This is a genomic window from Pseudomonas sp. IT-P100 (assembly GCF_949767185.1).
Taxonomy (GTDB): Bacteria; Pseudomonadota; Gammaproteobacteria; order Pseudomonadales; family Pseudomonadaceae; genus Aquipseudomonas; species Aquipseudomonas fluorescens_B.
This window is the reverse complement of sequence record NZ_CATKQK010000003.1, coordinates 25,206-49,579: the sequence shown is the minus strand read 5'-3', so window position 1 is coordinate 49,579 and position 24,374 is coordinate 25,206. Positions and strand designations below refer to the sequence as shown.

The 24,374-nt window shown below is 61.1% G+C and carries 26 protein-coding genes; 14 read left to right on the top strand and 12 right to left on the bottom strand.

What is annotated here, in order from left to right:
- The first annotated feature begins 4 nt into the window (after positions 1 to 4).
- From ACM6IQ_RS02290 to mnmH, 5 genes are all read left to right on the top strand, one after another.
- A complete protein-coding gene (locus ACM6IQ_RS02290) occupies positions 5 to 775 on the top strand; it encodes an AraC family transcriptional regulator (protein WP_414877995.1) in 771 nt (256 codons plus the stop codon).
- A gap of 127 nt (positions 776 to 902) precedes the next feature.
- On the top strand, positions 903 to 1,076 hold the full coding sequence (locus ACM6IQ_RS02285) for a DUF1427 family protein (protein ID WP_008035179.1): 174 nt from the start codon (positions 903 to 905) through the stop codon (positions 1,074 to 1,076).
- A 30-nt stretch (positions 1,077 to 1,106) separates the two neighbouring features.
- Positions 1,107 to 2,063, top strand: coding sequence for a quinone oxidoreductase family protein (locus ACM6IQ_RS02280; RefSeq protein ID WP_414877994.1), 957 nt, complete (start codon positions 1,107 to 1,109; stop codon positions 2,061 to 2,063).
- A gap of 169 nt (positions 2,064 to 2,232) precedes the next feature.
- Positions 2,233 to 3,267: a selenide, water dikinase SelD gene (gene selD, locus ACM6IQ_RS02275; protein ID WP_017339707.1), complete on the top strand. Its 1,035-nt coding sequence runs from the start codon at positions 2,233 to 2,235 to the stop codon at positions 3,265 to 3,267.
- On the top strand, positions 3,267 to 4,370 hold the full coding sequence (gene mnmH, locus ACM6IQ_RS02270) for a tRNA 2-selenouridine(34) synthase MnmH (protein WP_414877993.1): 1,104 nt from the start codon (positions 3,267 to 3,269) through the stop codon (positions 4,368 to 4,370). Before selD ends, mnmH begins: the two co-directional genes overlap by 1 nt.
- Before the next feature lie 152 nt (positions 4,371 to 4,522).
- On the opposite strand, the gene ACM6IQ_RS02265 is transcribed toward mnmH, so the two are convergent.
- On the bottom strand, positions 4,523 to 5,197 hold the full coding sequence (locus tag ACM6IQ_RS02265) for a hypothetical protein (protein ID WP_017339705.1): 675 nt from the start codon (positions 5,195 to 5,197) through the stop codon (positions 4,523 to 4,525).
- A gap of 367 nt (positions 5,198 to 5,564) precedes the next feature.
- Here ACM6IQ_RS02265 and ACM6IQ_RS02260 point away from each other — a divergent pair, with 367 nt between their 5' ends.
- From ACM6IQ_RS02260 to hemB, 3 genes are all read left to right on the top strand, one after another.
- Positions 5,565 to 6,263, top strand: coding sequence for a glutathione binding-like protein (locus ACM6IQ_RS02260; RefSeq protein ID WP_017339704.1), 699 nt, complete (start codon positions 5,565 to 5,567; stop codon positions 6,261 to 6,263).
- Between the two features lie 33 nt (positions 6,264 to 6,296).
- Entirely contained in the window at positions 6,297 to 7,139 is an 843-nt protein-coding gene (locus ACM6IQ_RS02255; protein WP_414877992.1) for a PhzF family phenazine biosynthesis protein, read from the top strand.
- 134 nt (positions 7,140 to 7,273) lie between these two features.
- On the top strand, positions 7,274 to 8,248 hold the full coding sequence (gene hemB / locus ACM6IQ_RS02250) for a porphobilinogen synthase (protein WP_017339702.1): 975 nt from the start codon (positions 7,274 to 7,276) through the stop codon (positions 8,246 to 8,248).
- Between the two features lie 26 nt (positions 8,249 to 8,274).
- On the opposite strand, the gene ACM6IQ_RS02245 is transcribed toward hemB, so the two are convergent.
- Entirely contained in the window at positions 8,275 to 9,810 is a 1,536-nt protein-coding gene (locus ACM6IQ_RS02245; protein ID WP_414877991.1) for an FAD-dependent oxidoreductase, read from the bottom strand.
- 211 nt (positions 9,811 to 10,021) lie between these two features.
- Here ACM6IQ_RS02245 and ACM6IQ_RS02240 point away from each other — a divergent pair, with 211 nt between their 5' ends.
- On the top strand, positions 10,022 to 11,116 hold the full coding sequence (locus ACM6IQ_RS02240; protein WP_017339700.1) for a DUF1615 domain-containing protein: 1,095 nt from the start codon (positions 10,022 to 10,024) through the stop codon (positions 11,114 to 11,116).
- Positions 11,117 to 11,193: 77 nt separating this feature from the next.
- On the opposite strand, the gene ACM6IQ_RS02235 is transcribed toward ACM6IQ_RS02240, so the two are convergent.
- The 5 genes from ACM6IQ_RS02235 to ACM6IQ_RS02215 form a co-directional block, all read right to left on the bottom strand.
- The gene (locus tag ACM6IQ_RS02235) at positions 11,194 to 11,556 is read right to left on the bottom strand and encodes a hypothetical protein (RefSeq protein WP_154911523.1); all 363 of its coding nucleotides are present in this window, start codon (positions 11,554 to 11,556) and stop codon (positions 11,194 to 11,196) included.
- Positions 11,557 to 11,759: 203 nt separating this feature from the next.
- Complete coding sequence (locus tag ACM6IQ_RS02230; protein WP_017339909.1) at positions 11,760 to 12,470, bottom strand: anti-sigma factor domain-containing protein; 711 nt, start codon at positions 12,468 to 12,470, stop codon at positions 11,760 to 11,762.
- Complete coding sequence (locus tag ACM6IQ_RS02225; RefSeq protein ID WP_031319051.1) at positions 12,467 to 12,994, bottom strand: sigma-70 family RNA polymerase sigma factor; 528 nt, start codon at positions 12,992 to 12,994, stop codon at positions 12,467 to 12,469. The genes ACM6IQ_RS02230 and ACM6IQ_RS02225 overlap by 4 nt, the downstream gene beginning before the upstream one ends.
- Before the next feature lie 114 nt (positions 12,995 to 13,108).
- The gene (locus ACM6IQ_RS02220) at positions 13,109 to 13,630 is read right to left on the bottom strand and encodes a DUF3455 domain-containing protein (protein WP_414877990.1); all 522 of its coding nucleotides are present in this window, start codon (positions 13,628 to 13,630) and stop codon (positions 13,109 to 13,111) included.
- A 128-nt stretch (positions 13,631 to 13,758) separates the two neighbouring features.
- A complete protein-coding gene (locus ACM6IQ_RS02215; protein WP_414877989.1) occupies positions 13,759 to 14,553 on the bottom strand; it encodes a DUF4349 domain-containing protein in 795 nt (264 codons plus the stop codon).
- 146 nt (positions 14,554 to 14,699) lie between these two features.
- On the opposite strand from ACM6IQ_RS02215, the gene ACM6IQ_RS02210 reads away from it, so the two are divergent.
- Positions 14,700 to 15,323: a glutathione S-transferase gene (locus ACM6IQ_RS02210; RefSeq protein WP_017339905.1), complete on the top strand. Its 624-nt coding sequence runs from the start codon at positions 14,700 to 14,702 to the stop codon at positions 15,321 to 15,323.
- 70 nt (positions 15,324 to 15,393) lie between these two features.
- On the opposite strand, the gene ACM6IQ_RS02205 is transcribed toward ACM6IQ_RS02210, so the two are convergent.
- On the bottom strand, positions 15,394 to 15,834 hold the full coding sequence (locus ACM6IQ_RS02205; protein ID WP_017339904.1) for a CBS domain-containing protein: 441 nt from the start codon (positions 15,832 to 15,834) through the stop codon (positions 15,394 to 15,396).
- 217 nt (positions 15,835 to 16,051) lie between these two features.
- On the opposite strand from ACM6IQ_RS02205, the gene ACM6IQ_RS02200 reads away from it, so the two are divergent.
- A complete protein-coding gene (locus ACM6IQ_RS02200; protein WP_414877988.1) occupies positions 16,052 to 18,412 on the top strand; it encodes a DNA polymerase II in 2,361 nt (786 codons plus the stop codon).
- Here the strand turns inward: ACM6IQ_RS02200 and ACM6IQ_RS02195 are convergent.
- From ACM6IQ_RS02195 to ACM6IQ_RS02185, 3 genes are all read right to left on the bottom strand, one after another.
- The gene (locus tag ACM6IQ_RS02195) at positions 18,377 to 18,847 is read right to left on the bottom strand and encodes a DUF1810 domain-containing protein (RefSeq protein ID WP_017339902.1); all 471 of its coding nucleotides are present in this window, start codon (positions 18,845 to 18,847) and stop codon (positions 18,377 to 18,379) included. The genes ACM6IQ_RS02200 and ACM6IQ_RS02195 overlap by 36 nt on opposite strands.
- Positions 18,848 to 18,876: 29 nt before the next feature.
- On the bottom strand, positions 18,877 to 19,698 hold the full coding sequence (locus ACM6IQ_RS02190) for an aldo/keto reductase (protein ID WP_414877987.1): 822 nt from the start codon (positions 19,696 to 19,698) through the stop codon (positions 18,877 to 18,879).
- A 363-nt stretch (positions 19,699 to 20,061) separates the two neighbouring features.
- Positions 20,062 to 21,210, bottom strand: coding sequence for an aldose epimerase family protein (locus ACM6IQ_RS02185; protein WP_414877986.1), 1,149 nt, complete (start codon positions 21,208 to 21,210; stop codon positions 20,062 to 20,064).
- Between the two features lie 236 nt (positions 21,211 to 21,446).
- On the opposite strand from ACM6IQ_RS02185, the gene ACM6IQ_RS02180 reads away from it, so the two are divergent.
- Both ACM6IQ_RS02180 and ACM6IQ_RS02175 read left to right on the top strand, forming a co-directional pair.
- A complete protein-coding gene (locus ACM6IQ_RS02180; RefSeq protein ID WP_414877985.1) occupies positions 21,447 to 22,196 on the top strand; it encodes a hypothetical protein in 750 nt (249 codons plus the stop codon).
- A 225-nt stretch (positions 22,197 to 22,421) separates the two neighbouring features.
- Positions 22,422 to 23,207: a sulfite exporter TauE/SafE family protein gene (locus ACM6IQ_RS02175; RefSeq protein ID WP_017339898.1), complete on the top strand. Its 786-nt coding sequence runs from the start codon at positions 22,422 to 22,424 to the stop codon at positions 23,205 to 23,207.
- Positions 23,208 to 23,225: 18 nt separating this feature from the next.
- Here ACM6IQ_RS02175 and ACM6IQ_RS02170 read toward each other — a convergent pair whose 3' ends face one another.
- Positions 23,226 to 23,594 carry a VOC family protein gene (locus ACM6IQ_RS02170; protein ID WP_017339897.1) on the bottom strand — a complete coding sequence of 123 codons (369 nt, stop codon included), beginning with the start codon at positions 23,592 to 23,594 and terminating at the stop codon, positions 23,226 to 23,228.
- Between the two features lie 177 nt (positions 23,595 to 23,771).
- On the opposite strand from ACM6IQ_RS02170, the gene ACM6IQ_RS02165 reads away from it, so the two are divergent.
- On the top strand, positions 23,772 to 24,323 hold the full coding sequence (locus ACM6IQ_RS02165) for a DUF4174 domain-containing protein (protein ID WP_414877984.1): 552 nt from the start codon (positions 23,772 to 23,774) through the stop codon (positions 24,321 to 24,323).
- The last annotated feature ends 51 nt before the right edge of the window (positions 24,324 to 24,374 follow it).

The window sequence follows — 24,374 nt, the reverse complement described above, 5'->3', positions numbered from 1 at the left end:
GCCCATGGCCCTTGCCGCGCCCCCTGACCTGAGTGACACCGATGTGCCCGTGCAACCGCTGGCGCGCACTTACCCGCGCGGGTTGTATATCGAGCCTCACGAGCATGTCTGGGGCCAGTTGTTATATGCGATGAGCGGGGTGATGTGGGTCGAAACGCCCCACGAAGCGCTGGTGGTGCCGCCGCAACGGGCGGTGTGGCTGCCGCCAGGCGTGCCTCACGGCATTCGAGTGGTCTCGGACCTGCAGATGCGCAACATCTACCTGCGGCCCTCGCTGGCAGCAACGCTGGACGCGACGGTTCATGTGATCGAAGTGGGCGGGTTGCTGCGAGAGCTGATCATCGGCCTGGTGGAACAGGGTGACGACGGCGCGCCGGAGTACTACGAAGCGCTGGTGGGGCTGGCGCTGCTGGAACTCAAACGTGCCCGGCGTTCGCTGCTGAAGATCCCCTTGCCGGACGATTCCGACCGGCGCCTGATGAACCTGTGTCAGGCGGTCATGGCCGCGCCGTCGCTGGACATTCCCTTCGAACAACACGCCGAAAACGCCGGCGCCAGCGTGCGCACCCTGGCGCGGCTGTTCAAGGACGGCCTGGGCATGGGCTTCGCCGAGTGGCGACGGCAAGTGCAACTGGCGACGGCGGCGGCCGAGTTGATACAGGGCGTCGCCGTCAGCACGATTGCCCGGGAACTGGGCTATTCGCCGAGCAGCTTCAGCGACATGTTCCGTCGCGAGCTGGGTGTTGCGCCGTCGCAATTTGCCGCGAGCCTGTAGGCGCTGCCGCAGGTTCGCGTTGCGGCGACATCAAGTGCTTTGGCCGAAATTCAGAAGCACTTGGCCGATGCTCGCCGTTGCCCACCTTTAGACTTCAGGCATACCTCAATTGCCCACGGAGTCTGCCATGAGCTACCTCATCTCGCTGGTCATCGGTCTGGGCGTCGGTTTGCTCTACGGCGCACTGGATTTTCGTTCCCCCGCACCACCGGCCATCGCGCTGGTGGGCCTGCTGGGCATGCTCGCCGGTGAAAAATTGTGGCCGATGGGCCGACAACTGGTCACTGGCTGGATCTCCTGAATTTCTCCCCTCTGTTCGATGGACGTTCCCATGAAAGCATTGCAGTTCGATAAAACCGGCGACCTCTCGGCCCTGCGCTACGTCGAAGTGCCGACCCCCGTTCCCGGCGCCGATGAAGTGCTGGTGCAGATCAAGGCCGCCGGCCTCAACCCCAGCGATGTGAAGAACGTGCTGGGGCGGTTTCCCTACACCACGCTGCCGCGGATTCCCGGTCGTGATTTCGCCGGGGTCGTGGTTGAAGGTCCGCAAGCATTGATCGGTCAGGAGGTCTGGGGCACCGGCCGGGAACTAGGCTTTTTCGCTGACGGCTCCCATGCACAGTTCGTCAAATTGCCGGCCAACGGCGTGGCACTCAAGCCGACCCACTTGAGCTTCGCGCAGGCCGCCAGCCTCGGCGTGCCTTACACCACGGCGTGGGATGCGCTGGAACGCAGCCTGGTGACCGCGCAAACACGGTTGCTGGTGATCGGCGGCGGCGCAGTCGGCAGTGCGGCGCTGGCGCTGGCCAAGGTGCGCGGCGCCCAGGTGCTGGCGGCGGCGCGACGGCCGGAGCAGGTGAAGGACTTGCAGGATCAGGGTTATCAAACCATGCAACTGGATAAACCCGAAGAGCTGGGCGCACAGGTGAACGGGGTTTATGCCGGTGGCGCCGACGTGATTTTCGACACCACCGGGTTCTGGCTGCCGGCCTCGGTCGCCGCGTTGGCACCGTTCGGCCGCATCGCGATCATCGCCGCGCCGGTGGATGGTCTGGTGCAATTGCCGGCCCTGGCGTTGTATCGCAAGGGTGGTTCGGTGGTGGGGATCAACTCGCTTCTGTACGGGGTACAGGCGTGCGCGGCGATGCTCGATCAGTTCGGCCGGTTCTTCGATCAGGACCTGTTGCCATTGCCGCAAGGGTTGTTTGAGTCGCCGTTGGCAGAGGGGCTGGAGCGCTATGCCGAGGTGAATCAGGGCAGTGGCGACAAGGTAATCCTGCTGCCGTAACCCGACCACTGTGGAAGCTAGCCTGCTGGCGATGGTGTATCAGCTGCATTGATGGCGGCTGACACCCCATCGCAGCAGGCTGGCTCCCACAGGTTTTGTGTTGTTCGTTAAAGCCCCTGAAAATAACCTTGCTGTAGACTCATCGGCACTGACTTCACGAGATGCCCCCATGAGCGAGCCGATTCGTCTGACCCAATACAGCCACGGCGCAGGCTGTGGCTGCAAAATTTCCCCCCAGGTGCTGGAAGTGATTCTGGCCGGCAGCGGGGCGCAGAACCTTGATCCCAAACTCTGGGTCGGCAATGCCTCGCGCGATGACGCGGCGGTGTATGCCATCGATGAAGAACGCGGCGTGGTCTCGACCACCGACTTCTTCATGCCCATCGTCGACGACCCGTTCGATTTCGGCCGCATCGCCGCCACCAATGCCATCAGCGACATCTACGCCATGGGCGGCGATCCGTTGATGGCCATCGCGATCCTTGGCTGGCCGGTGAATGTGCTGGCGCCGGAGATTGCCCGGGAAGTGATTCGCGGCGGGCGCTCGGTGTGCGATGAAGCCGGGATCCCGTTGGCGGGCGGGCACTCCATCGATGCGCCGGAGCCGATCTTCGGCCTGGCTGTCACCGGGCTGGTGGAAAAGCGCCACATGAAGCGCAACGACACGGCCACTGCCGGTTGCCTGCTCTATCTCACCAAACCCCTGGGCATCGGCATCCTCACCACCGCCGAGAAAAAGGGCAAGTTGCGCCACGCCGACATCGGCCTGGCCCGCGACTGGATGTGCACCCTCAACAAGCCCGGCAGCCGTTTCGGCAAGCTCGACGGCGTGACCGCGATGACCGATGTCACCGGTTTCGGCCTGCTCGGGCACCTGGTGGAAATGGCCGACGGCAGCAACCTCACAGCACGCATCGAATATGACCGCGTGCCGCGTCTGCCGGGCGTCGAGTATTACCTCGACCAGGGTTGCGTGCCGGGCGGGACGCTGCGCAACTTCGACAGCTACGCCAGCAAACTCGGGCGACTGCAGGAAATGCACAAACGCGTGCTCTGCGATCCGCAAACCAGTGGCGGTCTGTTGGTGGCGGTCACTCCCGAAGGCAACGATCAATTCCTCAGCGTCGCTGCCGAACTGGGCCTGACTCTGGCGCCGATCGGTGAACTGGTCGAGCGACAGACGAACGCGGTCGAGGTGTTCTGATGGCAAGCGAATTCACCGATTACCGCGACATTTTCCTCAATGACCGGCCGATGATGGATGCGCGCGCGCCGGTCGAATTCATCAAGGGTTCCTTCCCCGGTGTGATCAACCTGCCGCTGATGAATGATAACGAGCGGCAACGGGTCGGCACCTGCTACAAGCAAGAGGGTCAGCAGGCGGCTATAACGTTGGGGCATCAGTTGGTGTCAGGCGAGATCAAGGCCGCGCGAATTCAGGCCTGGGCCGAGTTTGCCCGGGCTCATCCCGAAGGGCTTTTGTATTGTTTTCGCGGTGGCTTGCGCTCGCAGATCGTTCAGCAATGGCTGAAGAGTGAGGCGGGTATCGATTATCCGCGGGTCGGCGGCGGCTACAAGGCCCTGCGTGGCTTCCTGTTGGAGACGATCGATCAGGCGATGGCTCAGTGTGATTTTGTCCTGCTGGGCGGCATGACGGGCACCGGCAAGACCGAAGTGCTCACGCAACTGCGCAACGGCCTGGACCTTGAAGGCCATGCCAACCATCGCGGTTCCAGTTTCGGCAAACGCGCCACGGGCCAGCCGTCCAACATCGATTTTGAAAACCGCCTGGCCGTGGACGTGCTGAAGAAACGCAGCCGCGGTATCGAGCAGTTTGTGCTGGAAGATGAAAGCCGCGCGATCGGCAGTTGCGCGCTGCCGTTGCCGTTGTATCAGGGCATGCAGCAATTTCCGATGGTCTGGCTCGAAGACAGCCTTGAAGGACGGGTCGAACGGATCCTGCGTGATTACGTGGTGGACTTGAGTGCCGAGTTCAGCGACGTGCATGGCGAGGAAGGTTTCGGGCTGTTTGCCGAACGCTTGCTGGCGAGCCTGAACAACGTACAGAAGCGGCTGGGCGGCGAGCGTCATCGGCGGATGCTGATCCTGATGGAGGATGCGCTGGCGGAGCAGGCGCGCAGCGGGGCGGTGGATTTGCACCGGGGCTGGATCGAAGGGTTGCTGCGTGAATATTACGACCCGATGTACGCGTTCCAGCGGGAGAAGAAAGGGGCGCGGATCGAGTTTGCCGGGGAGCGGGGGGCGGTTATCGAATACCTGCAAGCGCGTGGCCATCGCCCGGGGTGATGTGTTGATTTTCCGGCCTCATCGCGAGCAGGCTCGCTCCCACATTTGATTTCTGTCGGACACTTAATTCATGTCCACTGAAGATCCAGTGTGGGAGCGAGCCTGCTCGCGATAGGGCCCTGACAGCCGCTACAAGATTTCAACCATCACCCTCAAGTCGGACAGGTTTCCCGACCGTTATCCAGCCCTTGCTTGTAACTGTGGCTCTGCAGACTGGCCTTGCCGTTATGCCAGGTCAGGGTCAGCACGAACAACGAGTCGTAATCGCTGGACTCCCAGTCTTCAGTGATCTTCTGTTTCTTGCCGACGGCTTCGCCAGCGACCTTGTTGATCAGTTCGGGCAGGTAGCCGTGGGACCAGGCGGTGTAGATCACTGCGTTGTGGTACTTGTCGTGGAGCAGCTCATCGGCCAGGTCGCTGGTGTCATTGGCCGAGAAGTTGATGTTCACCGGCAAACCGAGCTTGATTGCGCTGGGGCTGATGGTCATCAGGGGGCGAATGTAACTGTAGGAATTGTCCAGTTCGCCTTCCTCGACATTGCGCGTCGGGTTGGCCGCAAACACGTAATTGGCCTTGCCGAATTTTTCCGGGAGCAGGGTCGCCAGGTCGATGGCGCGGTTCAGGCCCTGGCAGTTGAGCTGGCCCAGGCCGCCGGCAGGTTTCTCGGCGTGACGCAGGAACACCAGGGTCTGGGTGCCGTCAACCGGCTGGGCGCGGCTTTCGCTGGATTCCAGTGACAGGAAGAGCGCACTGGCCGCCAACAGGGAGGGCAGCACGACATACGCGCGATGCTTGAAGCGTTGGACGAATTTCAGAAAGTTCATCATGGAAATAGGGAGTCTTCAGCGCATTCGGTTAAGGCTGACAAACCTTTACACCCCGCGCTCCCAGCGTCGGGTGTTTTCCATGTCGTTAAGCCGGTCCGTTTCCGAAAGGGCAACACTCAGAGTCCACTGAAGCCCGTTTGGTTCGATTCCGGCGGAGCAAGCAGCAATCCACCGACAACCTTGAACGGGTTGGAACACAGGTTACCGGCAGGATGTTGCGGATTTATGGACACGGTACACGGGGATGGCCGCGCAGAGCGCTGCATTGCATTGATCTTGCTAATCATCAATATCGATACCCAGACATCGCACCCTTCGGCTGCTCACACTATGATCGTCTTCCTCAATCTCATCGTGGATCCTTCCCATGACCGATCTGTCTGCGTTCCCCATCACCCGGAAATGGCCGGCCCAGTACCCCGAGTGGATTCAGCTCTACTCCTTGCCGACCCCCAACGGCGTCAAGGTGTCGATCATGCTCGAAGAGATCGGTCTGCCCTACGAACCGCATCGTGTGGGCTTCGATACCAACGACCAGCTGTCTCCCGAGTTTCTTTCGCTGAACCCCAACAACAAGATCCCGGCGATCCTCGACCCCCACGGTCCGGACGACAAGCCGCTGCCGCTGTTCGAATCCGGGGCGATTCTGATCTACCTCGCGGACAAGAGCGGGCAATTGCTGGCCCAGGAATCGGCGGCGCGTTACGAGACGATCCAGTGGCTGATGTTTCAGATGGGGGGTATCGGACCGATGTTTGGCCAGCTCGGTTTTTTCAACAAATTCGCCGGCAAGGACTACGAAGACAAACGTCCTCGGGATCGCTATGTCGAGGAAAGTAAACGTTTGTTAAAAGTTCTTGATGGACGCCTGCAAGGCCGCGACTGGATCATGGGCGAGCGCTACACCATCGCCGACATCGCGACATTCCCGTGGGTGCGCAACCTGATCGGTTTCTATGAGGCGGGCGATCTGGTGGGCATCAAGGATTTCCCGAACGTAACGCGGGTGCTGGAGCGCTTCCTCGCACGTCCAGCAGTGATGCGCGGGCTGGAAATTCCCAAATAGGACGTTTCGATTTCATCAGGACCAGGGCAGGCCATGCATTCATTCGATTTCAAGCAAGTAGATGTCTTCAGTCGCGTCGCCCTCAAGGGCAATCCGTTGGCCGTGGTGTTCGGCGCGGACGAGCTCAGCGATGAGCGCATGGCGGCATTCGCCACGTGGACCAACCTCAGTGAAACCACGTTCATCCTCGCGCCGCAGGATCCCCGGGCCGATTACCGGGTGAGGATTTTCACCACGCAGAGCGAGTTGCCGTTCGCCGGGCACCCGACGCTGGGCACTTGTCATGCCTGGCTCGAAGCCGGTGGCGTGCCCAGGGGCGAGGAGATCATTCAGGAATGCGGCGTCGGCCTGGTGCGGGTGCGTCGACAAGGTGCGGAACTGGCTTTTCTCGCGCCGCCACTGCTCAGGACCGGGCCGGTGGAAGCCGATGTCATGGAGCGCGTCCGACGCGGGCTCAGGCTGCAACCGGATGCCATTGTGCGGGCGCAGTGGGTTGATAACGGTGCGGGCTGGCTGGCGGTGATGGTCGAGGATCGCCAGCAGGTGCTGGACCTGCAACCGGATCACACGCACATGCTTGGCCTCGCGGTCGGCGTGATCGCGCCGTGGCGTCCGGAGCGTGACGGCGATGATGCCCAGTTCGAAGTACGTGCATTCATCTCCGGCGACGGCATGCCGGAAGACCCTGCCACCGGCAGCCTGAATGCCGGGATTGCCCAGTGGTTGCTCGGCGAGGGGCTGGCGCCGGCGTCCTACGTGGTCAGCCAGGGCCTGACCATGGGGCGCGCGGGGCGTATTCAGGTCGAGCGGATCGGCGATGAGATCTGGATTGGCGGTTCCGTTGTGACCTGCATTACCGGCACGCTGAACCTCTGAAACCTGTGGGAGCGGGAATTGTTGCCGAAGCGGTAAGGGTTTTTACTCCGCTGAGGTTTGTCACTGATAGCACACAGGGCATAAGCTTCCGGCCCTTACGACTTTCGTCTCTTCCTCCGAATTCAGGAACCCCCATGTCCAGCCAGTTCCCCGAAGCACGTCCACGCCGTCTGCGCCGCAATGCGAGCCTGCGCAGCCTGTTCCAGGAAACCGAATTCACCCTGAACGACCTGGTGCTGCCGATTTTCGTCGAGGAAGAAATCGACGACTTCGTACCGATCAAGAGCATGCCCGGCGTGATGCGAATTCCGGAGTCGAAACTGGCCGGCGAGATCGAGCGTTATGCCCGGGCAGGGATCAAGTCGGTGATGACCTTCGGCGTGTCGCATCACCTGGACAGCAGCGGCAGTGACACCTGGAACGACAATGGCCTGGTCTCGCGCATGTCGCGCATCGCCAAGGACGCAGTGCCGGACATGATCGTGATGTCCGACACCTGCTTTTGTGAGTACACCAATCACGGTCATTGCGGCGTGCTGCACAACCACGAAGTCGACAACGACCAGACCCTGATCAACCTCGGCAGGCAAGCCGTTGCGGCGGCCCGTGCCGGTGCCGATGTGATTGCACCGTCGGCGGCCATGGACGGGCAGGTCCAGGCGATTCGCCGGGCGCTGGACGACGCCGGTTTCACCCAGACCGCGATCATGGCCTATTCGACCAAATTCGCCTCCGCGCTCTACGGCCCGTTCCGTGAGGCCGGCGGCAGCGCGCTCAAGGGCGACCGCAAAAGCTATCAGATGAACCCGATGAACCGCCGCGAAGCGGTGCGTGAGTCGCTGATGGACGAGCAGGAAGGCGCCGACGCGCTGATGGTCAAACCGGCCGGTGCATACCTGGACATCATCCGCGACATCCGCGAAGTCTCGCGCCTGCCGCTGTCGGCGTATCAGGTGAGCGGCGAGTACGCGATGATCAAGTTCGGCGCACAGGCCGGGGCGATCGATGAAGACCGCGTGGTACGCGAGAGCCTTGGCGCGATCAAACGGGCGGGGGCGGATTTGATCTTTACCTACTTTGCGATGGACCTGGCCCTGGCCGGGATCTGAAAAATACACAACACCCAATGTGTGAATCAGAGAGGGCCAAAAAACGGCCGTATCCCGCGATCCCGGAAATACCGCTCGATCACTTTCGGGTCCGAGCACGTCTCGGCAATCGCCACATAGGTATCCGGCCGCAACAGGTAAAACCCGTTACGCCCCAGGCCTGCCGCTTCAAACGCCGGCCGCCAGTCGAACACATGCAACGGCAAGTGATGTTCGTTGCACCAGGCGATCATTTCGTCGCTGGTGTCGCCGTACACATGCACCTGCCAGCTCAGGCATTTCAGCGGCCTGAAATTATCCCCTTCACCGTCGTGCGCCCAAGGCAGGCGGTCGCCGCCATGCACGTGTCCGGCAACACCGGTGCTCAATGGCATCCCGCGATAATTGAGGGTGATCTGCGACACCGTGCGGAACAGGAATTCGCGGGAGGTCTCGAACGCGGCCATTTTCGGCAGCAGGAACGGTGCCAGACGGGTGCGCAGCAAATCGGCCACGCGTCCTTCGGCGGTGACGAAGCTGAACACCCGGTCGGTGGTGGCGACCAGTTTGCGGGCAAACGCAATGCGTTCGGTTTCATAGGTGTCGAGCAAATGCGGCGCGGCACCGCCGCTCAACACGGCGGCGAGTTTCCACGCGAGGTTGATGGCATCGCCAATCCCGGTGTTCATGCCCTGGCCGCCCGCGGGGCTGTGGACGTGCGCCGCGTCGCCCAATAGAAACGCGCGGCCGCTGCGAAAGTGGTCAGCTACCCGATGATGCACGCGGTAGGTCGAGAACCAGTTCACCTGTTCGATCTGCACCTTCAGATGCTCGATGGCCCGGCTGCTGACGTCTTCAAATTGCAGGGTTTCCGCATGCTCGGCGCGTTCGTCGCGCACCGTTCCGATGAGCCGCGCGCGGCCTTCGCCGGCCAATGGAAACACCGCGAGAAAGTCCGCCTCGTCGAGATCCACGTGCAGTTCGCCATTGAACGTCGGCCCGCGGGCCTGCACGTCGGCCACATAGAAAATCTGCTGGTATGTCCCGCCGGGAAATCCGGTGTCCAGGGTTTTGCGCACGATCGAGCGGGCACCGTCGCATCCGGCGAGGTAACAGGCCTGACAGGTTTCCTGTTGGCCATCCGGCAAGCGCAGGCGTGCGGTGATGCCGTCGCCGGTTTCCTCGAAACCCTCCAGCTCGGTATTGCGCTCGACCCGGATACCAAAGGCTTCCAGGCGTTCGATCAGCAAACGCTCGTGCTCGTCCTGAGGAAATATTTCGAGGAACGCGTAGGGCGTCAACCCTTCGCCCACCCGGCTCAACGGCAAGCGCGCTACCGGTTCGCCCTTGACCCAGAAGTTGGCCGCTGCCACGCGATGACCGCCCTGTATCACGGCGTCGACAAGGTCGAGCTGGCGGTACAGCTCCAGCGTCCGCGCCTGCACCGCCAGCGCCCGGGATGTGGTGCCGGGTGCCGATGTCTTGTCGAGAATCCGCACGCGGATCCCCAGTTTGCTCAGCCACAGTGCGAGCACCAGCCCGGTGGGACCGGCGCCGATGATCAATACATCGCTACGGTTCATGCGCCTGTCCTCCCCGGGCGTTTGGCTCAAGTATGGTTCAGGCGGGGAGGGCCGCCAGACGGACTGCCCAACGGAAAAAGGCCCTACAGCCGTGGAGTGGAATCCAAGGGTTGAACCTGTGCAGGGAACAGTGTGTCGTCAGTACAGTCATAGCCTGCGTCATGGGATTGATCGTATGGTTACCCCGGCCCAACGGATTTGATGGAGCAGCATGCAAGCCAATCGATTGATCACGAGCGTCGCGACGCTCTTGGTGCTGGCCGGTTGCGGAACGCAACGCAGCCAGGAAGCCCCGGCCCGACCATCTGCCGAAGTCAAGGCAGAGATCGTGCGCCTGCTGCCAGCCAAAACCGCGGACCGCCAAGGCTGGGCCACGGATATTTACGCCGCCTTTGTCGCGCAGGACATTTATCCATCCACACAAAACCTGTGTTCCGTTCTGGCCGTCACCGAGCAGGAATCGACCTTTCAGGTTGATCCGTCGGTGCCGGGCCTGGGCAAGATCGCCCGGGATGAAATCGACCGGCGTGCCGCGAAGGTCCACATTCCCGGCCTGCTGGTGAGCGGGGCGTTGCAGGTGAGTTCGAGCAACGGCAAAAGCTACAGCGACCGTTTGAATGCCGCGCGCAGTGAAAAGGAGCTGAGCGCGATCTTCGATGACTTCATCGGCATGGTGCCCATGGGGCGGACGCTGTTCGGCGGCTTCAACCCGGTGCACACCGGTGGCCCGATGCAGGTCAGCATCGACTTCGCCGAGCAACAGGCACGGAATTACCCCTACCCGGTGGACGGCACGATTCGGCATGAAGTGTTCAGCCGTCGCGGCGGCATGTATTTCGGCATCGCTCACCTGCTCGGTTATCCGGTGAGCTACAAACAGCCGCTGTACCGCTTCGCCGATTTCAACGCTGGCTGGTACGCGAGCCGCAATGCCGCGTTTCAGAATGCTGTGAGCCGTGCCTCGGGCATCCCTCTGGCGCTGGACGGCGATCTGGTGCGCTACGACTCGATCATGCCCGGCACCACGGAACTGGCCGTGCGTACCCTCGGCAAGCGCCTGGGCATGCGCAACACGACCATCAGGGATCAACTGGAGGAGGGCAAAAGCCTTGAATTCGAGGACACCCGGTTGTATCAGCGGGTCTTCGAGCTGGCCGAACAAGCCGAAGGCCGTTCATTGCCGCGTGCGGTGTTGCCGGGGATCGTGCTGCAGAGCCCGAAAATAACCCGCAAACTCACGACAGCGTGGTTTGCCAAGCGGGTCGACGAACGTTATCAGCGCTGCATGGCGCGGGCAGGGAAGTGACCGGTTTCAAGAAAGCGTAAAAAAACCCGGCTGATGAGGCCGGGTTTTTTGTCGAGTCTTGCGGTAACGCCATTCATTCACACCGCACGGCTTTCGATCAGGCGGTCGGAACCACCTTCGGCGACGCGGTTTTCGATCAGGCGGTCAGAACCACCTTCGGCAACGCGGTTTTCGATCAGACGATCAGAGCCACCTTCGGCGACGCGGTTTTCGATCAGACGGTCGGAACCACCTTCGGCGACGCGGTTTTCGATCAGACGATCAGAGCCACCTTCGGCGACGCGGTTTTCGATCAGACGATCCGAACCACCCTCAGCCACACGGCTTTCAATCAGACGATCCGAGCCGCCTTCAGCGACAACCGGGTGAGCAGAAGAAGCGGCGAAAGCGTTAACTGCAAAAACCGAGAAAGCGATGCTGAGGAGGATTTGGCGTTTCATGAGTGTGTGCTCCGGGGTGTAGTTGTTTGGTATGGAGCCGATGTTACGCCGCAGAATTTTTAAGAGAACTTCATTGACGTGATGGTGAACATCGACGGCAATGATGGATCGGGTAACTCCCCGTGCGTGGGCGTGATGGTTCATTCGTCGACTGGCTAAGGTCAGTTGACCGACGCTTCTACACGGGGGCAGGCGCGTGACGTTCAGATCACCTTCACCGCCCGCCCGATGAACTGAATCGGCCCTGTCGGCTTGCCGATCGGCGAGCCGGTGCGGTTTTCCAGGGTCAGTTCGAACAATTGGTCGGGTTGCAGCGGCGGCAGTTTATCCACAGGCACCGACAGCGTTTGCCCCGGTTTGACCAAGCCCAGCGACACCGGCCCTTGCCAGCCTTCGGCCTTGGTCCAGAACTCCAGCGCCTTGTCTTCCGGAACCTGCGCGACCCCCAGCGGAATCAACTGGATTTCCCTGGGATTGCTGGCAGAAATCACCCAGCCCGGTGATTTGTCCTGTGGCGCGACCAGCACCACCAGGTAGGTCGGCTTGACCGTGGTTTGCGTGAGCAGCAGCGTGCCGAGCAGCAACGTGGCCGCCAGCCCCGCACCGGCGAGCCCGCGCCACAGCGGTAACCGATTCCACCAGGATGACGGTTCGACCTTTGGCGCTCGGGTCAGGGCGGTGACGCTGCGCTCGATGCGCTGCCACAGCGCGGGCGAGGGCGTCTCGGGTTGGGCAAAGTCAGTCAGGCCCAACAAGCGACGCTCCCAGGTGTCGACCGCCTGGCGCAGTTCGGCATCGTCGGGCAGGCGTCGCTGTACCGTGCGGCGTCGTTCGTCCGAGAGCGTACCCAGCACATACTCGCTGGCCAGTTCGTCGAGTTGCTCCGGGGTCTCATCCACAGGCCTGATCGTCATCCCATGCACTCCCGCAATGCCGTCAGGCTCCTTTTGATCCACGCTTTGACAGTGCCCAGCGGGGTGCCGAGTTTGCGTGAAATTTGTGCATGGGAATAACCGTCGACGTAGGCGTGCAGGATGCAGCTGCGCCGCGCAGGGTCCAACTGCTCCAGGCACAGATGAATGCGCGAGGAGTGCACCTGGGCATCGAAGGTTTCAGCGTCGTTCTGCACGTCGATATCGCCCTGGATTTCGCGGCTGTTGTCACGGATGAAGTTGAGCGCCAGATGCCGGGTCACGCTGAACATCCAGCCCCGTGCCGACCCCCGCGTCGGGTCGAAACCCGCAGCGCCGGCCCAGATCTTGAGGAACGCATCGTGGACGATGTCTTCGGCCAACGCGGTGTCGCGCACCAGGCGCCTGGCCACGCCGAGCAGGCGCGGACTCTCCTGCACATACAAATCGCGCAAGGCCTGACGCTCGCCCCGACCACACGCGGCGAGGTGAGCTTCATAGTCGAAAATGGGTTCGGGCAAGGACACAGATCTCAGCCGTAATGTGGGGCAGTCCAAATGCAATCTAGCAAACAATCCCCATTCCTGTAGGAACCGCTCGCAGCAAGCCGGCTCCTGCACAGGATTGCGTCAGGCCGAGGGTTAGCTGGCCGCCCAGAAAATGTAATCCGCCTGATACTTCACCACTTCCTGCTTGCCCTTGTCAGCCGCCGTGCACTCGGCGCTCGGGGCGACCCCCCCTTTGAGGGCCACGCGCTGGATGTAACTGACGCCGCTCATCGCACCTTTGCCCTCGGCCGGATTGGCCTTGACCAGTTGATAGGGCAGATTGCCCGGGCTCGACGGTGCGACGGCCAGTTGGGTGCCGGTGACTTTCGAGCCATCCTTCGCTTGCCAGGTCGCCGGGGGGCCGAAGTAGGTGCCGACTTGCTTGCCTGCGCGATCATTGAGCACCGCCTTGGGCCCGACAAACACCCACTCTGTCTGGCCGGCCATGTTGGCCTTGTCACGGCATTCGTAGGTGATCTCACCGACGCCGGTGGTTTCCATGGCAACCTTGTGCCCGTCCGGAACCTTGATGGTGTCGGGCAGACCGGTCTGGGCAAAGGCCGCAGGCGCTGCGGTGAACAAAGCAGCAAGGCAAATCAGGTGACTGGCGTTCATGACATTCTCTCCGTTAATGAGTCATCCGCTGTGCAGCAACAAGGGCTGCTACAAGGACTACCCGGCGAAAAGCGATTTGGATGCAGTGGCAAAAAAAAATAATTGAATGCCGTTGGCGCCCGCCCGACTCAGGTCCGACGCCGAACAAATTTGCGCCACAACCAGACCCACAGCATGAACAGCGGGAACGCGAGGATCAGGAAGGGCAGCGCGTAGCTGGTTTTTTCCAGCGCATCGGCGGCGCCGTCGGCGAGGTTGTCGAGCAAATTGCTGAACGCCTGGCTCAGGTGCGACGAGCGACTGCTGGCGCCCGTTGGCAGGAACGACAGCGTGACCCGATTGGTGTCCAGACGCCGCTGGTGCCCGGCGGCAATCTGCGCCAGGGCTTGCAGATCGTTCTCGATCCCGGCCTGTTCCTTGCTCAGGGTGATCAGGTCAGTGACGCTGATGTCCTTGCGGGTCGCCAGTTCATCCAGACGCTGCTGTTGGGCCTTGAGTCGTTCCTGACGTCGGCGAGTGTCGTCCACGGCATCGGCCAGGTCTTCGGCACTGGTGATCCGCTGACCCAGTTCTCCACCCTCGGCGGCCATGGCCACCAGCGGTTCGACGCCGGCCGGAGCGATGCGCAGGGTGATGTCGGCACGGCCTGCGCCTTGCTCGATGCGTAACACGTTGCAGGCGCCGAAACGCGCGGTTTCGCACGCCTCACGTGTGGCCTGCAAGCGCGGGGCGATGAGTGCCTGGGGCAGCAACAGCTGCAGTTCGTGTTCGTAGGCGAGCATGGCCCCGCCACGCCCTTGTTCACCGGCTAGACTGGCCGATGACGAATGGTCGCTCGGCGAGCAGGCACTTATCGCCAGGCAGGCCAGAATGAACCCGAAGGTACGAAAAAGTGAGGCGCGCTGGCCATCCTGTTGGCGCATGGTCTTTCCTTGAAGAGTGCTGCGGGGGTACTGAAAGAGAGCCCCGGGATCGCGCATCTTACCTGCATCGATCCGCCAAATGGCAGGGAACGTGACCTGTACCCGCTCGTCTACTGACTATCTGTTCGTCTCGCCAGGAGCGCGATATGTATCAGCTATACGGACACCAGAACTCCGGCGCCGCCGCCATCGAAGCCGCGCTGGAACTCTGCGAGATTCCTTACCGCTTCATCGACGTCGAGGTCTCCACGGAGGCGGCCCACGCCCTGGAGAAACTCAACCCGCTCAAGCAGATTCCGACCTTGCAGCTGCCCGACGGCAGCGTTCTCACGGAAAGTGCGGCGATCCTTATTCATCTCGGGCTCACGTTTCCCAAGTCGAACCTGCTGCCGGATAACGCTGTCGAACGCGACCAGGCGATCCGTGGCCTGGTGTATATCGTCAGCAATTGTTATGCGGCGATCGGCATCATCGACTATCCGGAACGGTGGCTGGCCGTGGCGGACAAGCCCTCCAGAGACAACCTCATGGCGGGCGCTCGCGACCGACTGCACTGGAGTTGGGAGGTGTTCGCCGATCAGTTCTCGGGCGAGTTGTATCTGGGCGATGAGTCGCCCGGGGCGCTTGATGTGTTGGCGGCGGTAATTACGCGTTGGGCGGGCAGCCGGGAACATTTGCGCAGCGCCCGACCGGGGTTTTTCGCCTGGCTGGAGCGAATCGACCGGCACCCGACACTGGCACCGGTCTTTGCGCGGCATTGGCCATCCTGAAAAGATCGCTAGAGTGTAAACACCCTCTCAATGTAGGCGCTGCCGAAGGCTGCGATCTTTTGATCTGCACTTATTCGCCGCGAATGTACTGCTCCAACTGACGAATCAGTTCAGCCTGTTCGGCGATGGCTTCCTTGACCAGGTCGCCGATCGACAGCAACCCGATCAGCTTGCCGTTCTCCACCACCGGCAGGTGGCGCAGGCGTTTGTCGGACATGATGCCCAGGCAGGTATCGACGGTTTGATGGGTGTCCACGGTGATCACCGGTGACACCATGATGTCGCGCACCGGCGTGCCCACCGAAGAACGGCCATGCAGCACCAGTTTGCGCGCGTAGTCACGTTCACTGATGATGCCCAGCACTTCTTCATTCTCTACCACCAGCAAGGCACCGACGTTCTTCTCGGCCATCTTCATCAGCGCTTCCAGCACCATGTGATCCGGCTTGATCTGATGCACTTCCTGATTTTTCTGATCTTTCAACTTGAGCAGTTGGGCGACGGTTTTCATGGTGGCTTCTCGGGTGTTGTCGTTGTTCTTGAAGAATCGTAGACGCAAGCGCTGAGGGCAAGGCAGAAAGCGGCAGATAACGCGCAAAAAACGTCATTCAGCGGTTTTTCTTCAAAAAAACGCAAACGCGCACCCACTGCGGGCACCCACTTCAGGAGCGCTATCGCCTGCGATGACGCGTAGAATTGCCACCTGAATCGGATTTGAGGTTGCAGTGGTGGATTTACAGCGGGGCTTCGTCCTGACCCGGCATTGGCGCGATACCCCGGCCGGTACGGAAGTCGAGTTCTGGCTGGCGACCGATACCGGTCCCCGGTGCATCCGCCTGCCGCATCAACCGTCGGTGGCGTTCATCCCGGCCGAGCAGCGTGAACAGGCGGAGCAAGTGCTGCGCGACGAAAAAAACGTCGAGCTCAAACCCTTGGCACTGCTGGATTTCGAACATCGCCCGGTGCTCGGCCTGTATTGCCGGCAGCACGGTCAGTTGATGCGCCTGGACACCGCGCTGCGCAGGGCTGGCGTCGAGCTGTTCGAGGGCGATGTGCGCCCGCCGGAACGCTACATGATGGAGCGCTTCATCACGGCGCCGGTGATCTTCGGTGGCACACCGAATGCCGAAGGCCTGCTGCTCGACGCGCAGATGAAACCCGACCCCGACTATCGGCCAACGCTCCGGCTGGTGTCCCTGGACATCGAAACCACCGCGCAAGGCGATCTGTATTCCATTGCCCTGGAAGGCTGCGGCGAACGCCAGGTCTACATGCTCGGCCCGCCGAATGGCGACGACAGCGAGGTGGATTTCCAGCTCGAATATTGCGACTCCCGAACCCTGCTGCTGAAAAAACTCAACGAGTGGTTCGCCCGGCATGACCCGGACGCGATCATCGGCTGGAACGTTGTGCAGTTCGATCTGCGCGTGCTGCACGAACACGCACGACGGCTCGCGGTGCCGCTGAAACTGGGGCGGGGCGGCGAAGAAATGCAGTGGCGTGAACACGGCAGCCGCAACCATTACTTCGCTTCGGCCGCCGGGCGATTGATCATCGATGGCATCGAATCCCTGCGCTCGGCGACCTGGAGTTTCCCCTCGTTCAGCCTGGAAAACGTCGCGCAAACCTTGCTTGGCGTAGGCAAGGCGATCAGTACGCCGTACCAGCGCATGGACGAAATCAACCGCATGTTCGCCGAGGACAAACCGGCCCTGGCCACCTACAACCTCAAGGACTGCGAACTGGTCACGCGGATTTTCGCCAAGACCCAATTGCTCACTTTCCTGCTTGAGCGAGCCAGCGTCACCGGATTACCGGCGGATCGCAGTGGTGGTTCGGTAGCGGCCTTCACGCACCTGTACATGCCGCTGATGCACCGCCAGGGTTTCGTCGCGCCCAACCTCGGCACCAAACCGGCGCAGGCCAGCCCCGGCGGATTTGTCATGGACTCGCAGCCGGGCCTGTACGAATCGGTGCTGGTACTCGACTACAAAAGCCTCTATCCGTCGATCATCCGCACCTTCCTCATCGACCCGGTGGGCCTGATCGAAGGGCTCAAGCATCCCGATGACAGCGAGTCCGTGCCCGGTTTCCGCGGTGCGCGTTTTTCCAGGACCCGGCATTGCCTGCCGGCCATCGTCGCCCGGGTCGCCGAAGGCCGCGAAACCGCCAAGCGCGAACACAACGCGCCGTTGTCCCAGGCGCTGAAGATCATCATGAACGCCTTCTACGGCGTACTCGGTTCCAGTGGTTGCCGCTTCTTCGATACACGTCTGGCCTCGTCGATCACCTTGCGCGGCCACGAAATCATGCTGCGCACCCGGCAACTGATCGAAGCCCAGGGGCACACGGTGATCTACGGTGACACCGACTCGACATTTGTCTGGTTGCGCCGAGCCCACGGTCAGCAGGAAGCGGCGCAGATCGGCCGCGCGCTGGTGGACCACGTCAACCAGTGGTGGCGCGAGCATGTCCAACAGGAATACGGGCTGGAAAGCGCACTGGAGTTGCAGTTCGAAACCCACTACAAACGCTTTCTGATGCCGACCATTCGTGGCGCCGAAGAGGGCAGCAAGAAGCGTTATGCCGGGCTGGTCACACGTGACGACGGCACTGACGAGATGGTCTACAAGGGGCTGGAAACCGTACGCACCGACTGGTCGCTGCTGGCGCGGCAATTCCAGCAAGAGCTGTACACGCGGATCTTCCACCGCCAGCCTTATCAGGATTATGTGCGTGAGTACGTGCGCAAAACCCTGGCGGGCGAGTTCGATGATCGCTTGATCTATCGCAAGCGCCTGCGCCGGACCCTGGATGACTACGAACGCAACGTCCCCCCGCATGTGCGCGCGGCGCGGACTGCCGACGATTACAACGATCAGCAGGGTCGGCCGCGGCAATACCAGAACGGCGGCTGGATCAGCTACGTGATCACCGTCGCCGGGCCCGAGCCGCTGGAGATCCGCAGTGCGCCGATCGATTACGACCATTACGTCACCCGGCAGCTGCAACCGGTGGCCGATGCGATCCTGCCGTTCGTGGACGACGATTTCTCAACCCTGATTGGGGGGCAACTGGGCTTGTTTTGAGTCCAGCAGGGTTAACGTCCACTCGTCCGCAATACCGTGGAAATAGCGGTCCAGTGCCTGATGGAACAGGCTGTCATCCGGGGCGAACTGCGCGAACAGGGTCATCGATGAACGAAATTTAATGTCGTCCGGATGGCCGAAAATTTCGCTGATGGAGCCGTCCGGGATATCCAGCACCTTTTGTGTGCAGTCAAGGAGGCGGGCACCCAGCCGGGGATGGTTCAGGTAGGCCGTTGCCTCTGCGCCTGAACGGATTGCGAAGTGCTGAGACATCTTGCTGCCGCCCAGCCCGGCGAATTGCGGAAAGATGAACCACATCCAGTGACTGCGCTTTCGTCCTGTGCCGAGTTCTTTTTTCACTCGCTCGAACACCGGGTCCTGCGCCTGGATAAAGCGCTGCAGGTTGAAGGCGTCGAGCTGATCGGTGCTTCTCATGAGAAGCCCTCTGACAACACCGCGCTGGCTCAGACCATGGCCAGTCGCTGTTTGCGTTGTGGCGCGCGAAACGCTTGGTCCAGCGCCTCCAGATCCCCGGCCTCAAGCCGTAATTGCGCGGCTTGCGCATTCAAATGCACGTGTTCAGGCAGAACCGCTTTGGGAATGGCGATCACACCCTCCTGTCGCAGAATCCATGCCAGCGCTATCTGTGCCGGCGCCACACTGTGACGAGCGGCCACCTGATTGAGCGTCGGGTGGGTCAGCAACTTCCCACCCTGGCCGATGGGGCAGTACGCCATCAATGGCTGCCGATGCCGCTGGCACCACGGCAGTAAATCAAATTCTATGCCTCGTTCCTCCAGGTTGTAGAGCACTTGATTGGTGGCGCACGCCGGGGAGGCCAGTTCCTGAAGGTCATCCACATCGAAATTGGACACGCCCCACCGACCGATCTTGCCGTCTTCGCGCAGGCGCTCGAAGGCTTCGACGGTTTCTTCAAGCGGATACTGGCCGCGCCAGTGCAACAGGTACAAGTCGATGTAGTCAGTGTTCAAGCGGCGCAGGCTACGTTCGCAGGCCTGCGGAATGCCTTTGCGGCTGGCGTTGTGCGGATAGACCTTGCTGACGAGAAACACCTCGTCGCGCCTGCCGGCAATCGCTTCGCCCACCACCTCTTCGGCGCCACCTTCGGCATACATTTCAGCGGTGTCGATCAGGGTCATGCCCAACTCGATGCCCAGGCGCAGCGCGGCGACTTCTTCGCGGTATCGAGCGGGATCCTCGCCCATGCGCCAGGTGCCTTGGCCGATGACGGGTACGTGGATGCCGGCCAGTTCCAGGGTCCGCATGCAAACCTCCTGTGTATTCGATGGATACTTAGGTTGGCAGCAGAATAGCCCATGGGTTCCGTTCGTTGCCGAGACGGCCTGCCGGCCGGCCTGGCTCTTTTGCTATCCGCGTTGTCCTTAATTGCGGCGGGGCGTACGTATTTCCCTTGTAGGAGCCGGCAAGCCAGCTCCAGTTGACCGGTGTCATACCCGAACACCGGGTTCGCCAAAATTGCCGGTGCACCCGGTTTCCGGGTGCCGGGCGGCGTTGTGTTTCTCCACGTAGCCCGCCGCAGGGGGGAAACCCCTGTCAGCCGTTACCGCCGAGACGCAGATACCCCAAACGCTCCGACACCAAACCCGACTGAACCGGCGTTCGGTATTTTAATGAGCTGAAAATTTCAACACAGTGCTTTGGGTATACGTCTTGCCCGGATCCAGCCGCGTAGAGGGGAAGTTCGGCTGATTCGGCGCATCCGGATAATGCTGGGTCTCCAGGGTAAATGCACTCCAGTGCGCGTACGTCTTGCCGGCTTTGCCTTTGACTGAACCGTCGAGAAAGTTGCTGGTATAGAACTGCACGCCAGGCTCAGTGGTGTAGAGCTGCAAGCGGCGCCCGGACTGCGGATCGCTGACGTCGGCGGCAAGTTTGCCCTGGTCACCCTTGGCGTCCAGCACCCAGTTGAAATCAAAGCCACCGTGTTTCGGTTCAGCGAATTTCAACTGCGGATGATCGGCCTTGATGTTTTTGCCGATTGCAGTGGGGTGGGTGAAGTCCATCGGCGTGCCAGCCACTGGCGCGATTTCGCCGGTAGGGATCAACGTGCCGTTGACCGGCGTGTAATGGCTCGCATACAACGTCGCGACCTGTTGCAACACGTCGCCATTACCCGCGCCAGCCAGGTTGAAGTAGCTGTGGTTGGTCAGGTTCAACACCGTGGGTTTGTCGGTGGATGCCTTGTACTCGATGCGAAGCTCGTTTTTGTCATTGAGGCTGTAAGTGACCTCGGTTTTCAGGTTGCCGGGGAAACCCATCTCGCCGTCCGCCGACAGGTACGTCAGTGTCACGCCAACCGAGTCCTTGCCTTTGGCCGGTTCGGCTTTCCACACATGTTTGTCAAAACCCAGCGGCCCGCCGTGCAGCGAATTCGTGCCGTCATTGAGCGGCACCTGAAGGCGCTTGCCGTCGAGTTCGAACGCGCCGTTGGCCAGGCGATTACCGAAGCGGCCGATGGTCGCGCCAAAGTAGGCGGTGCCTTTCTGATAACCCTGGACATCGTCGAAGCCGAGCACCACGTCCTCGAACTTGCCGTTTTTATCCGCCACCTCTAGCGCCTGCAGCGTCGCGCCATAGGTGATGACAGTGGCTTGCATGCCGTGGCTGTTGCGCAGCACATATTGCTCGACGGGCGTACCGTCATTGGTTTTGCCGAAGGCTTTGTGTTCGCTGGACAGGCCGGCGGCCTGGGAGGTGAGGGTGGCGATCATCAGGGACACTCCGAGGCCGCAAAGTGGGTACCGGGATAGAAGCATGGTTGACCTTCCTGTTTTTGTTTTTTATGAAGTAGTCATACTAGTTGTTGATCAATAAATCGATCAGGAAGGATTTATAGTCGATATTTGCGATTGCGTCTGAATAAAGTCAGACTAATTAGCTTGTCGCTCATGTTTGTGGACTGCAGGCACTGCACTTTTTCGACATCCACGGCTCTATCTTTGGTCAGCCCGCGGCGATCCCCTCCGCCGGCCCATGCCAAGTTCAAGCGCCCATGGCCCGAGTTTTACCCCTCACCGCTGAGCACATCCGCCGCCATTGTCTGCTGCTCGCCGTGTTGTCGATGCTCATCACGACCGGTTGCAGCCAGCAGCAGGGCCGCGACATCGTCAGCCAGTTTCGCGAAGGCCGGCCCCAGGAATTCCTCCAGACCAGCGTCGACCGCATGGCCACCCTGGCGATGCGCGACAACCTCGACAGCCTCTACCTGCTGATGAGCAAGCTCTACCTGCGTAACCCGCAGGAGCTGAAAAAGTCCGGATTCCTCGACGCCCGCACCGCCGGCAAACAGGTGCGCATGGCCATTGAGCAACAACAGCCGCTGCCGACCCTGGGGGGCAAGAAGGATCTGGCGGCGCTGAGTTACGCCATGAGTCCGGAGTTCCTCGGCGACCGGGTCGGTGCCTTCATCTATGCCATCGGCAGTATGCTGGTCACCGCGCACGGCAACCGGCTGGAGTTCTACATGACCGATGCGATCAACCCGACCTTCGTCAACAACGCCGCGCGTAACATCGAGAAAGCCACCTGGATCCTCAGTCAGCGGCAGAACAAAAACGGCGAACCCTTGCTGTTCTCCAACGAAATCTCGGAGGAGGGCAGCAACCTGAGTTTCGCCGTGGAGTTCGGCAAGATCGTCGCGCGCCTGGACCTGCTGACCCAGATGCTGGACGAACGCTACCGACGGATCGGCCTGAATTACGCGCAGAGTCTGCTGTTCCTCAATTTCCTGCCTGTGCAGTGATCCTGATGTGTAACCCCTTTGTGGCGAGGGAGCTTGCTTCCGCTTGAGTGCGCAGCACTCACAAAAGGGGCCGCTACGCAGCCCAGCGGGAGCAAGCTCCCTCGCCACAAAGGCTCGCTACCCATTGGGGAAGGCATAACGATAGTCCTTATCGATATAAGTGGTTATAAGAAAAATCGCTATGCTGCGGGCCAGATTTCTCGTGCGTTTTCAGTGGGCGTGTTAATGGAATTCGTTAACTTCGGGTTGGTGGTTGCAGGTTTGGTGGTGGGCTTCATCGTCGGCATGACCGGCGTGGGCGGCGGCTCGTTGATGACGCCGATCTTGCTGTGGTTCGGGATCAATCCTGCCACCGCGGTGGGCACGGACCTTTTGTACGCCGCGATCACCAAGTCCAGTGGTGTGCTGGTGCACCGCAAGAACAAGAACATCGACTGGGCGATTACCGGTTGGCTGACCCTCGGCAGTGTGCCGGCGGTGGCGCTGACGCTGTGGTTCCTCAGCAGTTTGCAAACTTCCCCCGACGCGATGAACGCCGTCATCAAACAGGCGCTGGGCTTTGTGCTGTTTGCCACGGCGCTGGCGATTTTCTTCAAGAAGCGCTTGCTCGACTTCGCCCACAAACGCGCGGGCGGCGAGTACAACCCAAGCGGCAAGCGCTTGAATGTGCTGACCGTGATTACCGGCCTCGTCCTCGGCACCATGGTGGCCCTGACCTCCATCGGCGCAGGTGCGCTGGGTACCGTGGCGTTGTTCATCCTCTATCCGCTGCTGCCGACACGCCGCCTGGTCGGCACGGAAATCGCCCACGCCGTGCCACTGACCCTGGTCGCCGGTCTTGGCCATGCCAGCATGGGCAACATGGATTGGCATGTACTGGGCTTCTTGCTGATCGGTTCACTGCCGGGCATTTACCTGGGCAGTCACCTGACGGGCCGCATCTCCGATGAAGTGCTGCGTCCTTGCCTGGCCACGATGCTGGTGTTGATCGGCTACAAACTGGCGTTCTGATGGTTGTCCGGGCGTCAGTCATTCACGGGTGAAAATCTCCAGCAGATGCCCGTCCGGGTCATCGAAATACACGCGCCGTCCTCCCGCAAAATCATTGATTTCTTTTGGGCGCTGCTTGCCTGGATCAGCCCACCAGGGTTGTTTTCTGGCTTGCAGGCGCGCGAAGGCCGCATCGAAATCGTCGTCGCCGATCAGGAACGCATAGTGCTGGGAGGCTATCGGCGGATCATTGTCGTAGTAGTCCAGCGACACGCCATTATCGAGTTTCACGATCAGCATCGGCCCGAAGGGCTCGGGGGGCGGCAAGCCGAGAATCTCGACGAGAAACGTCGCGGATATGTGTTTGTTCTGGCACCAGACGATGGTGTGATTCAACTGAGCGCTCATGGTGTGATCCTCACGGCGGTTCAGGTGCGTATCGAGTCATGAGATTAGCTCAGCCTGTTGCGCAATGACCGCCCTGACCTAAACTTGGGTCAAGGCGAGACACAATTGCGGTGCGTCACCCGGAACGAACGCCGCGATGCGCAATCATTAGAGCGTGGATATCAAAAGGAGATGCGCATGCTCATCAGGTCATTGACCCTGACAACCCTGCTGGCGATTGCCGGCCCCTTGCTCGCCGCCGATGGCGACTCACCGCTGGACATGGACAAGGGCAGGTCCCGGCCATTGATTGTCATCGCTCCGAGCACGGTCGATCCGACGTGGGTCAGCCTGAAAAAGTCGCTGGATGAGCCGGCCAATCGCAAAGAATTCACCGACCGGAATATGGTCCTGTACACCGTGCTAAACCTGATGGGCCAGCGCGAAGGCAAAGACCTGGGACCACAAGACACGGCGGCACTGATCCGTTCGCTCAAGCTGGGCGCTGGTGCAAAGACCAAAGTGATTCTGGTCGGCAAGGATGGCGAAAAGAAACTCGAGCAATCGGATGCGGTTGATCTGAAGGCGATCTTCAGCACCATCGACCAATTGCCGCCGACCGAAAAAGAAGCCACGGTGCCCACGCCCACGCCGCCGGTCACCGAAGCCGAACCGGCCAAAGGTGCGAAAGGTACCAAACCGGGCAAGCCGACGAAGCCTGCCAAGCCACCGGAAATGCCTGACGATTGAGCCCGGACCTTGTGTAGCAGCTGGCGCAACGTGCGTCCGGCTGCGAAGCAG